This window comes from Herbaspirillum sp. GW821-FHT09A12 (assembly GCF_059418325.1).
This window is the reverse complement of the sequence record NZ_JBWKPR010000002.1, coordinates 133,111-144,105: the sequence shown is the minus strand read 5'-3', so window position 1 is coordinate 144,105 and position 10,995 is coordinate 133,111. Positions and strand designations below refer to the sequence as shown.

Sequence of the window (10,995 nt, the reverse complement as noted above, 5' to 3'; positions counted from 1 at the left end):
CCGTTACACCCAGTACGTCAAGTCGCCGGCGCCGCGATGGCGCTGGAGGAATTTCGTCAGGCTGGCCGAGGCCGTATTCAGGCGTTCCGGCCCAAGTCGGGCATCGCCGGCGACTTTGCGCAAGCTGTCCAGCCAGATCCGATGGCGTTGCTCGAAATCGCGCATCGAAACGAAATCGAGCCAATAGAATTCCGGATACAAATGCGCCGGCAAATTGCGGCACACCGTTTCTTGCGCCAGGCTGCGGAAATCCGGATCGCTGAAACGCGCGGACCAGCCGGGGAAGATCACGCTGATGCGGCTGGCATAAAAATCTGGTGCGACATCATCTGCCGGCTTGCCTGCGTCATTGGCGTCATTGGCGTCACTGGCAGCATTGGCCTCATGCGCGCGCGGACGCAGCAGCAGGTGCTCCACCAGGAACAGCCCTTCCGACGCCATGTTGAGATGGCGGATGAAACCTCGCAATTGCTGCATCTGGAGATCGGCGTCGGCCATGTCGTCATAACTGCCCAGCTTGACGATACCCAGGCGACTGTCGTGCGTCTGAAAATGCACGTGAACCGTATCGCCGTTCTGTTCAAGGATATAGTTCTCCAGGCGCACGCCCTGTGTCAGCAAGGATACGGGCAGGATTTCCCCATGCGACGGCGGCGCGGCGCGGCGTCCGTCGCCTTCGCTGCGCGCCAGCAAGGCCAGATGGGCGGCGGCGCGCTCATATTCCGCCGGCGACAGCCCGGCAGCGCTCAGGCGCAGTTTGTAGTGCAACAACTGCCCGCTCAATTGATCGTTCTCCGGCGTCGGCGGCAAGCCCAGCAGAATCGCGATCTTGGCATGAAGGCCGGGACGATTGGGGCTGCCGTCCGCGCGGGTCGCGCCTCTGGTGTAATCGAAAGCAGTGGCGCGGTCGCGGCTCAGGACGGCGATATTTTTCAGGAACGCCAGCTTGTTGTCGACCAGCCAGCGCGCCGTATGACGTTCTTCGTAGTAGTTGAAGCGGCGCAGGGATTTTTGCGAAAACTCTTCGCCGTACATGGCCAGCAGCAGATCGATGAGGCGGCTGCGGCGGTCTTCCGGCTTGTCCATGCGGGCCACGATGCGCGCCAGCATGGCGCCGATCTGCGGCGGCGCATCGACGTACAGCTTTTCTATATCCGGCAAGGCCTGGTTGTCGATGACCTGGGAAAAATACGTCTGTCCGAGATCGTCGATGGAAAACACCTGGGGAATCGCCTGCAGGTTCTCCAGGTAATTGGCCATCAATTGCTCGGCCATGAACAGATAGGCTTTCAACTGATGGGCGCTGACCTTGTTCGCCAGCGGCGCCGACGACGGCACGCCGTAGCGGTTGATGCCATAGATGGCGGGAAATTGATGCTGGATCGAGTAATACTCGTGCAGGGGCCGATGTACGCCTTGCGGCGCCGGAACGATCTGTTCCAGCGGTTGCACGGTATTGCGCACGGTATCGAATTCAAAACGCGCCTTGCGCAATGCAATGCGCGCGTCGTCCAGCACGATCTGCGCTTTTTCCGCCTGTAATTGCGTACTCTTCGCGGCCGATGGCATGTCATAGTGGCCGATTCCGCCGCTGGCGAAATGCAGGCGCAGGAAAGTGCTCTGCTCTTTATCCGGAAACCGCAAGCGCAAGACCTTGCCGTCGGCGCTTTCGCCCGCGACCAACCGGCCGCTCTCATCGCACAGCGCCAGTCGCTGGACGTGCGTGACGCCGTCGACCGACTGCACCAGCGAAATCAGCCTGGCAATGGGAGTCGGTGCGCCGGGCGTATCGGATCCGGTACTGAGGATGCGGCCGTGCACCGTCTTCGGTCCGGAAAACAGGGTTTCCAGAGAAGCGCCGCCATCGCGGGCGTCGAGGTAGCGTTCGGTACGGAATCCGGAAACGACTTGTTGCGCGCAGCGGAAGAAAATATCCGCAAAGATCGCCGCAGGATCGCGCAGGCTGTGAATCTGGATATCGCCGCACAGAAACACCGGCTGGGTGCCGATGATGACGATCTCGCCGAAATCCTCGCCGAGGTTGCGGTGCGCATTGAATACGTCGATGACGCGCTGCTTCACGCTCGCCTCCAGGCGGGCCTGTTCGTCCGATCCGAGCTCGGTTTGCAGGCTTTCCCTGATCTTGAGCGATATCCGGTACAGTCCGGCGCCGGCCGGCCCGGCATCGTTGCCGTCGCCATCGGCCGAAGCCAGCCATACATCTTCTATTTCCGGAATGCGGTCGTAAATGATCTTGCGGTAGTCGTCCGCGGTCAGCACCTGGCTGGGCAAGATGCTGTCGGCCTGATGCAGGCCGTGGCGCGTGAAATCGATTTTTCCGAACGGCCCGGCGAGATAATCTTCCGGCGCGAACTCGGAGCGGTATGCGAGATCGGTCAGCCCGTAGCAGAACTGTTCCAGGATGGTGACGCCGGGGTCGTGCAGATTGTAATCGGTCCAGCGTTCGCCGCATAACTCCTGCAGCATGGCAATGCCCGCCTTTCTCAAGGCATCGAAATCGAGACCGTCCGGATCCGGTCCCAGCTTATCGATGTAGTCGGGCGTCTTCATCGCTCAGCGAGTTCCCTTCGAACGCTTTTTAAGCGCCCCGGCAACACGCTCCTGCCCCACCTGCAATTGCAATTGCAGGGCATGCACCAGCGCATGCACCTGCTGGTACGGCAGCTTGCCCAGCGCATTGAGGACCAGCTTCAGTTCGTCCGCCGTCAGCAGACAGGCGTACTTGCCTGCAGCGGCCCGGCCGCCGGCATCGTTGGCCTGGCGATTGAGCTTGCCGATCAATTCATAGACCAGCTTGAACGGGCACTCCGCCAGCGCGGCGATCACCAGATTGCCCTGCTCCGCCGTCAGGACAATTTGCATCGTTTCAGGCGCCGCCGGCGCCGCGATCCTGCTCATGCTTTCACCTTCGGCTCCGGATCGCGGGCGCAGTCTTCCATCAATGGATCGAACCACAGATTGGTCAGGTAGTACGACACCCAGGTCTTTTCCTTGGCGTTGCGGCTGTTGTCGTACGGGCATCCCACCCGCATTTGCAGGATATAGGCATGGCGCGCGCCATCGGGGTCGGGCACCCATTGCAGTTGCAGGCGATTGCATTTGCTGCCGAAATGCGCCTGCCGGTAGTCGATTTCGCTCTTGCCGTTGAACGTCATGATCGCGAAGGCATGCATCAGGGCATATTTGCCGCTGTTAGGCTTGCCCACGCCGGCGGTGATTTCAAAGGCATTGCAGCCCTTGAGCGTATCGGTGATATTGTGCCAGCGGCCATCGGCCGGCACGCTCAGGCGGCCGGCGCGACCACGCCGGCCGTCGGCGACGATGCGCCCGGCCATCTCCAATTCGAAATCGCCGTCGCCCATCTCGCCGTCGCGCTCGACTTTGAGCTGGCGCAAGGTCAGTACGTTGGCGTTGGCGGCATTGCCGAAAGTCAGGCCGCCCTCCGGTCCATCGAGCTGGATCGACCAGATCGGGCTCTTGATATCGATATTCTGGTAAAAACTCAACAGCTTGCCCTGGTTCAGCTGGGACACCTTCAAGCCGTCCGCCGCCGTCTTGTCGAAGCCTTCATCGACAATATTGAGCATGGAATCGATCAATTCCGAAAAAGCCGATGCCGATGGCATTTCGCCATCCTTGAACTTGCTTCTTAGCGTATCGCGATTACGCCGCGCCATTGATTTGCTGGTCATTTTCGTTTTTTGGAATGATGAAGGTTGAACCGATTTCCAGATTGCTGAGCGCAGTACGCACCGGATCGTGCAGCAGGCTATCGTCGATCGCCTCAATGGCGTGCCGCACCGCCGGAATGGCGATACTCCATGGACACAGCGGCGTGATGTCGGCGCAATGGTCGTCAGCGACATCCGGCGCGGCGGCCGTATCGAACAATGAGTAAGTCACCGTATCGGAAGAAGCGATACGCAACATGGAAAATCCGGAGAGGCTCTCGACATAAGGCAAGTCGCCGATGAAGGCCTCAAGATCGTGCTGCCTGATGCGCCAGCCGAAATGCGTCCGATAACCGCGCCCATCCTGCCAGGGCGTGAGGAAGTCCGAAATTTCCCGGTTGAGTTGATTGATGTGATGGCCGTTACTCATGCCGCCGACAAACCTGACCTTGCAGCGCACCTGTATTTTTTCGTAGACCGGGTTTTCCACCGAAATACTGCTCCACGGCGAAGCCAGCTCTTGCAGGAATTGACGGATCTCCTGCATCAGATTGCCGTTGAGCATGGGCATCTGATCCTGGTGCGTCACCGCCGGCCAATACGGCAACGGCACCACCAGCGCATGGCCGGGACGGATGCAATTATCTGGGCCGCGGTCGGTTGCCAGATTGGCGAAACATTTGACTTTGTAGACCTCTGGAAAATACTGCAGGATCAAGGCCTCGTAGTCCGCCGCCGAGACGGCCCGATCCTTGTGGCGCAGCCGTTCGCTCACGCGCGTGCGCAACTGTGCGCGCGTCTCCGCAGCGCGGCCGCCGGTCGATGCAACCGGTTGCCCGATTCCGGTGATGCCCGGCAAAGGTCTAAGGCTGCGGGTGATGGCTGTTGCCGGCAATACCATCGGCACCTGCGGCGATACATCGGCGCCGCGTCGCACTTCTACCGCCTGGGCGTGAACGGCATACAGGCTGCAATACTTTTCCAGATCGTGATCGGCGCTGACGCGCAGCCAGTACGAACCGGCCGGCATGACGCTGTTGTCGGCGCTGATATCGGCCGGCAGCAGCAGCGTGACGATGCCCGAGGTCATGAAATTCTGCGTGCCGTCGGAAATCAGCGCGTTTTTTGGCAAGGGTTTCCATTCATTGCCGGCCAGATAAAACCAGTGCAATCCGGCTTCGACGCCGCCCGGCTGCCGCAGCAACGGCGCATCGGACGGCAAAGGCAGCGAGTCTTCCCGCAACTGGAAAAACAGCGTGAGCTGGCCGCTCAGCGCCTGCGCGGCGATGCCAATATACAAATTGCCCGCAAAATCGAAGCGCGGCAGCAAGGCCGCAGCCGGATAGCTGGCCACGCCGAGCGCTTCCCAACCGCTCGGGTAGAGATGGATGAACTGGTCGTCGTGCTCGGGACCGTCGACTGTCTTGCGGTCGATATGAATGGCGCTGTCGGCGCGATAGCTGATCGAGATCGAATTGATCTGCGGCGTGTAGGGAGTACGCGGCACCGGACGCTGGCGCCGCAACCGTTTGGTGCGGGCATTCGCCACCAGCGTCGCGGACAGGAGATGCGGGTATGTCTCATGGCCGAAGCCGAATGCAGGCGCCGCCAGCGTGAACTTGAAAAAACCGTTTTTTGCGCCCGGGCCGTAGGTCAGCGGTTTTTTAATGGATACCCCGCTGTCGGGCTCGAACAGATGGGCGACCCGATTGCAGTTCCAGGTCACCCGGTTGTGGAGGCGTTCGCCCTGCCCCGGTTGCACATCGGCGCGAAACAATTGCACCGTCGGCCGTGTCTGTTCGGCGGCCGGCGTCCAGCTTCCTTTGGCCAGCACGCCTACGGTCGCCAGGAAGTCGTCGTTGGCGACCTCGACCTCATAACCATCGTAATAAGTGGCAAAACCGCCGTTGAGCCTGGTCAGGTCGGCCCACTCGACTTCCACGCTGAATTCCGAAATCTGCTTGCCCGCCATTTCGGTATTGCCGACCACCAGATAGCTGCCGAGTTTCGGCAAGGGACCGAATGGCGCGAACGGCGCCGCCGCGCTCAATTGTCCGATATTGTTTTGCAGCACCAGGTCGCGGCAACCGTTGACCTGCACGTCGATATGCGCGCCGCTGATGGTCAGGTCGCGCAACATGCCGTAAGGGTACAGGTAGGCGCCGGGATTGATGATGAACCGTATCATGGGCGTCGCGACGGCATACTGTTCGCCGTGCAATGCGGGATCGTAGGCCACCACCGACGGCTCCTGAGGCGGCAGCTCAAAGCTCAGCGTCAGCGCCCGGTCGCCGTAGGCCGGCAAGTAGTCGGGTATCTCCAGCCAGCCGTGTTCGCCGGTCACGGCGACCTGGAAGATGCGCCGGAACACCTTCAGGAAGACGTCTTGCCGGCGGATCTCGTCCAGCGCGGCGTCGCCGCTGCCGTCGTCCTCGCTCATGACAGGCGCCAGGCGCGCGAGGCGCTGCGCCAGCATGTCATCCTCGAATGCGATCGTGACGCTGATTTTGCGCAGCCCCTCCTTGAGCAGCAACACCTTGCTTGCCAGCGCAAAACCGATACGGGCGTCGGCGAAGGTATTTTGCACGCTGCTGTTCTTGGGCGCGCCCAGGATCGGATAGGCTTGCTGCAGGTCGGCCGTGACGCCTTCGATCATCGGCGAGTTGAACCAGGCGGCGGTCGACCAGGTACGGGCGGCGGTGGTTGCGGTGGTTGCAGCTGTTGCATTCGTTGCGGCTGCCGCCGGCCGATCGTCGCTGAGACGGTTTTCCGGCGCGCTATAGCGGTTGTGATCGAAATACACGGTCTGCAACGCAATCACGCGCGCATCGTTGACCACCAGATCGTTGGCCGAGGCATAGACGATGTCGCGGCTGGCCTCATCCAGCCCCGCCAGAAACCCGGTCTGCGCCGGCACCAGCACTTCACGCACGGCCGGGCTTTTTGTCAATACGACCCAGGTGCGGTCCGGCACGACCGGCAGCGGCGCGCTGCCGAGCATTTTGTCGTAATAAAAATCCAGGTAGTTTTGGGTAAAGCGGTTCAGTTTGACCTTGAGTTTCTGGAATTGCCGGACAAAGGCGATCAGCATGCCGATCGCCGGATCGTGTTGCTGGCTCAGCAGCGACGCCGGCAATCGCGCCAGCGCTTCCTTGCGGATCATCTCGATCGCCTTGAGATACGCATGGAAGTCGGTGCGCACCATCGTTTTGGTAAGCAAGGCCTGCGGACGCCGCCCGTCGTCCGGCACGATGGCCGCATCGGCATCGGCGTCGGCCCACCACAGAGGCGCAAGCGGCAGCCTGACGCCCTCCTGCCGCAACGAATCCAGAAAACCGGACTTGTCGGAGCGCAGTTGCACGATGACGCTCTCGATGAGCATGCGCAGGGCCAGGCCGTTTTCGCTTTGCGCTTCCAGCAGCGCCACGTACCAGCCGTCGATCGTCGTTGCCAGATACGTCACCGGCAAGGCCTGGATATCCCGTGCATGACTGCGGCCGTTTGCGCCGATGCCGGTATGTTCCGGCGTACCGCGCCACCAGTCGTCGAAATGCGCCACGGCGCTGGCCAGATTAAACGCCAGGATCCGGCTCATCACCACCGTTTCGTCGGCGTGAAAAAATGGTTTCCAGTCGCCGTCCGGCTGGTTTTCCGCATTGTAGAAGCGCACCAGGGAGGCGAATTCGGCCACCATCGTCAACAAGTCGTGGAACGACATTTCATCGAGATTGAAATAGCCGTCCTGCAATGCCGGCAAAGCGCGCATCGTCTGGCTGGTTCCATCCCTGATGATGAGGTTTCTCATCGACCCACCATCGACGGCCCGAAGCGCCCTGGCGCCGGCTTATTTGTCGGGCACATTGCTGCCCTCCAGAAAATAGAAGGGATAGACCATGTTGCTGCGGGTATTGGTCCCGCGCACCGTGTAGTCGATCAGGATATCCAGCCGCCCTTCAGAGATAGCGCTCTCGTCCATGGCAATGGCATCGACCGTGATCCTCGGCTCGAAAAACAGGATCGCGCGTTCGATGGCGTCGCGCATCTCGGTCGCCACGCTTTCGTTGAGCTCGGTGAACACATACGACTTGAGGCCGCATCCGAAGGTCGGCTGCATGATGCGTTCGCCGGGGGTGGTGGAGAGGATGATGAAAAGGCTCTCGTGGATGTCGCGCTCTTCCTCGACCATGGCCACTTCGCCGCGGTTGCCGAAGCGCGGCGGAAAGCTCCAGCCGGTGCCGAGAAAGGATTTGTTGAGGTTCACGTCCGGCTCCTCATCCGCCGATCATGACCGTCGGGCAACCGATCGCAATCTGGCCGCCGTGCGCGCAACTGTCGCCCATCCTGGCGGCCGGTTTGCCGCCGATCATGACCGTGCTCGAGCCCATCACGATGGAGTCCGGAGGACCGACGCAAACGCAATTGTCGGTCACCACCGACGCCGGCAATTTCCCGACCAGGACAGTCGGCACGCCGGGACCGATGATCGGCCCGCCGACGTGCGGAATCGGCGCCGGAAATGCCGGCGTTTGCATCGGGCAGACGTGCATGTCGGTAATTCTTGCTGCTAGCGGCATGAAAAACTCCTGAAAATTCCATTCATGGCGGACAACGTCGGCATCAATTGATCATCACCATGGCGCCCTTGACGGTCGTCTGTCCGCTGGCGGATAGTTCCGCCGTGGCCGAGCCCTTGGCGACAAAACCGACCTTGGCGGTGTTGTTGATGTTGAGGGCTTCGCTTTTGATATCGGCTTGTGCGCTGCTTTCGATATTGGCGACCGCTGAAATGCTGACCTTGCCCTTGGCGTTGATGACGATGTCCTTGGGGCTGTCGAGCAAGATGCCGCTGGGGTTCATTTCGATCTTGTTGCTGTTCTGATCGGTCAGGCAGATCGATTTGGCGTCGTCGCTCAGGACGATGGTGTTGTTTTGCGGCGTGACGATGGTGATGACCTTTTTTTCGTCGTCGAACACCACCTTGAGCAAGCCCTTGGTCCACAACGCCTTGGTGTAGTTGTCGGCGGTGAGCTCATACGGCATTTTGTGCTGGCTGCTATACAGGCTGCCCAATACCACCGGATGCGATGGGTCATTGTTGAAATAGCCGATCACCACTTCATCGCCGATCTCCGGGATAAAAAAAGCCCCGACCCCGGACGAACCGTAAAAACTGGCCAGCCGGGCCCAGACTCCCGCCGTTTCCGTTTGGAGCACTGAAATGGCCACCTGTATCTTGTATTGCCCTTCGGGATCGGCGTCGAGCTTTTGCACCACGCCGATCTGCAATCCTCCGGCGCCGGGCAACAGGCCCGAAGCCAAGGCATCGCCGCCGTGTTGCTCGCTGAACCATTCCGGCGCCATGCCGAATTCCACCTCGGTGATCCAGTTGCCGTCGCTGATCTCATGATTGACCGCACTGACGAACACCTTGCCGCTGAAACGCTTGCCCACGCCGACCAGTTCGATCATGGCGCCGGGCTTGGCGTTTGCATTGCCCTGGAATTTCATCTTGCCGCGGATCTTGGCCAGCGCCGCCTTCATTTGCCGCGCCGCCGTCCACGCCTTGATCTCGTCGCTCTCCAGCGGCGCCGCGGTCTGCAGCCGGTATGTCGCCGGCCCCGCCACTTTAGCCAGGTCGTCGGCCTTCAGGTTGCCTTGTTCATACAGGCTTGCCGGCTTGGCCGTCTGCTGCACCACGGCCTGGGTGCCCGGGTCCCAGGCGGCGCCAACCACGCTTTGCAACTGGGTGCGCGCATCGATATCGGCCTGGAACGCCATCAGGTCGATACCGTAAGTCACTTTCAGCACGGCCGCGGCACTGGTCTGCGGCGGCTTGACGATTACGCTGGTGTCGTCGGGAATCACAAGGAAACCATTGGCCTCGGCGCGCGACACCAGGAAATCCCAATCGCTGCTGTAGTACTGGACAATCTCTTTATGCTGGGTGGCGGACGCCGCGACATCGGCGCTGGCGCCGCACGGCGATATCAGCTTGCTGATGATGTCGCTGTCCTTGAGATCGACGTAATTGGCATTCTTCTTGCCGATGGTCAGCGCCACCGCCTTGTGCTTGCATTCGATCTGCAGGCGGGCCTCGTTATTGTTGCTGATCTTGATGCCGTGCCTGACCACCACGCCCTGAAATACCACCGCGACCTTGCTGCCGTAGCCGGCGCTGATCACGATCGCCTTGCCGGGAGCAAAGACATCAAGGTTGCTGACCGGGAAATCGTCCTTGGGCATGTCGCCGTCGAGGATGCTGATGCGCGCGGTCGGAATGCGATTGACGGCCTTGTTCACCTCCACGGAAATAATCCTGATGGTGTCCGCGATGAGGCTGCCGTCACTGGTAATGGTGATCTTCAGCACCTCGCTGGTGTTGAGCTTGGGAGAGTCAGCCATGGCGTCAGACCAGCGGAGGAAAGCGGAGTACCAGACCCGGCTCGAGATTGCGGAAGTTGGTGAGATTGTTGATGCGGGCGACTTCGCGGTAATACGACGGATCGTTATAGATGCGGCTGCACAACAGCGGCAACGTATCGCCCATCGTCACCTCCACCAGGTGGCTCAGGTCGGGTGAACTCTGGTTGGCGCGCAGGCTGCTTTCCTTGTTGCTCATCCAGCCGACGAAAGCCAGGGTGAGCTTGGCGCGCAGCGGCTCGCCGCTGGGCTTGAACATGGTGTAGTCGATGGAAATCGTTTCGATGCGCCCGAAAAAGATGAACGTGCCCCACAACACGCGCACATAGCTCGGCTCATGCTTCTGCCCATCGTACTTGGTCACGGCGAACAAGGTGTTGATCATTTCCTTGACGCTTTTCATGCCGATCAACTCGACCACGCCGGTGCCGTCGAGCACCAGGTTTTCCAGCGTCAGGTTCTCTTCGCACATGGCGCTGAATTTGGGCAAGGCGCCATATTGGCCCAGCGTCTTTTTCTTGTTGTAAGCGATGCTTAGCTGACGTTTATAGCCTGCCGGATTAATCAGGGCTTCAAACATCGGCTGGCTGGCATCGACGGTGATGGCCTCATCGCTGACCTTGCACGCGGCGATGCTCAATTTTTTCTTCAGGCCGGTAGAGATGCCCATTCACCGCTCCCGCGAACGGCTCAGCAAGTCCAGCACCATCTCCCTGCATGCGGCCAGCATATCGTTGCGGGCTTCCTCGCTGTCTTCCGAATCGCCGCACCCGCCGCAACCTCCAGCGCGAGGCCGGCCAACGGTTGTGCCGGCGCCGCTGCCGCCGTCGGCTTGCTGCGTCACATTGGACTTGATGCTCAACTGTCTTATTTCGATCGACAT

At 60.6% G+C, this 10,995-nt stretch carries 9 protein-coding genes; all 9 read right to left on the bottom strand.

What is annotated here, in order from left to right:
- Positions 1-3 precede the first annotated feature (3 nt).
- The 9 genes from AC07N6_RS05800 to AC07N6_RS05760 are packed head-to-tail and all read right to left on the bottom strand — an operon-like array spanning position 4 to position 10,995.
- Positions 4-2,571, bottom strand: coding sequence for a hypothetical protein (locus AC07N6_RS05800; protein ID WP_494779369.1), 2,568 nt, complete (start codon positions 2,569-2,571; stop codon positions 4-6).
- 3 nt (positions 2,572-2,574) lie between these two features.
- On the bottom strand, positions 2,575-2,919 hold the full coding sequence (locus AC07N6_RS05795; RefSeq protein ID WP_494779368.1) for a hypothetical protein: 345 nt from the start codon (positions 2,917-2,919) through the stop codon (positions 2,575-2,577).
- Complete coding sequence (locus tag AC07N6_RS05790; RefSeq protein WP_494779367.1) at positions 2,916-3,647, bottom strand: hypothetical protein; 732 nt, start codon at positions 3,645-3,647, stop codon at positions 2,916-2,918. The genes AC07N6_RS05795 and AC07N6_RS05790 overlap by 4 nt, the downstream gene beginning before the upstream one ends.
- 37 nt (positions 3,648-3,684) lie before the next feature.
- Positions 3,685-7,497 carry a baseplate J/gp47 family protein gene (locus AC07N6_RS05785; RefSeq protein ID WP_494779366.1) on the bottom strand — a complete coding sequence of 1,271 codons (3,813 nt, stop codon included), beginning with the start codon at positions 7,495-7,497 and terminating at the stop codon, positions 3,685-3,687.
- A gap of 39 nt (positions 7,498-7,536) precedes the next feature.
- A complete protein-coding gene (locus AC07N6_RS05780; protein WP_494779365.1) occupies positions 7,537-7,953 on the bottom strand; it encodes a GPW/gp25 family protein in 417 nt (138 codons plus the stop codon).
- Positions 7,954-7,963: 10 nt separating this feature from the next.
- Positions 7,964-8,266 carry a PAAR domain-containing protein gene (locus AC07N6_RS05775; protein WP_494779364.1) on the bottom strand — a complete coding sequence of 101 codons (303 nt, stop codon included), beginning with the start codon at positions 8,264-8,266 and terminating at the stop codon, positions 7,964-7,966.
- 43 nt (positions 8,267-8,309) lie between these two features.
- On the bottom strand, positions 8,310-10,094 hold the full coding sequence (vgrG, locus tag AC07N6_RS05770; RefSeq protein WP_494779363.1) for a type VI secretion system tip protein VgrG: 1,785 nt from the start codon (positions 10,092-10,094) through the stop codon (positions 8,310-8,312).
- A 4-nt stretch (positions 10,095-10,098) separates the two neighbouring features.
- On the bottom strand, positions 10,099-10,782 hold the full coding sequence (locus tag AC07N6_RS05765) for a CIS tube protein (RefSeq protein ID WP_494779362.1): 684 nt from the start codon (positions 10,780-10,782) through the stop codon (positions 10,099-10,101).
- Entirely contained in the window at positions 10,783-10,995 is a 213-nt protein-coding gene (locus AC07N6_RS05760; RefSeq protein WP_494779361.1) for a DUF5908 family protein, read from the bottom strand. It lies immediately after the preceding gene.

Bases quoted from the DNA above. Each gene is read 5' to 3' on its own strand.
- AC07N6_RS05800 (WP_494779369.1), bottom strand. From the start codon at position 2,571: ATGAAGACGCCCGACTACATCGATAAGCTGGGACCGGATCCGGACGGT.
- AC07N6_RS05795 (WP_494779368.1), bottom strand. From the start codon at position 2,919: ATGAGCAGGATCGCGGCGCCGGCGGCGCCTGAAACGATGCAAATTGTC.
- AC07N6_RS05790 (WP_494779367.1), bottom strand. From the start codon at position 3,647: ATGCCATCGGCATCGGCTTTTTCGGAATTGATCGATTCCATGCTCAAT.
- AC07N6_RS05785 (WP_494779366.1), bottom strand. From the start codon at position 7,497: ATGAGAAACCTCATCATCAGGGATGGAACCAGCCAGACGATGCGCGCT.
- AC07N6_RS05775 (WP_494779364.1), bottom strand. From the start codon at position 8,266: ATGCCGCTAGCAGCAAGAATTACCGACATGCACGTCTGCCCGATGCAA.
- vgrG (WP_494779363.1), bottom strand. From the start codon at position 10,094: ATGGCTGACTCTCCCAAGCTCAACACCAGCGAGGTGCTGAAGATCACC.
- AC07N6_RS05765 (WP_494779362.1), bottom strand. From the start codon at position 10,782: ATGGGCATCTCTACCGGCCTGAAGAAAAAATTGAGCATCGCCGCGTGC.
- AC07N6_RS05760 (WP_494779361.1), bottom strand. From the start codon at position 10,995: ATGTCGATCGAAATAAGACAGTTGAGCATCAAGTCCAATGTGACGCAG.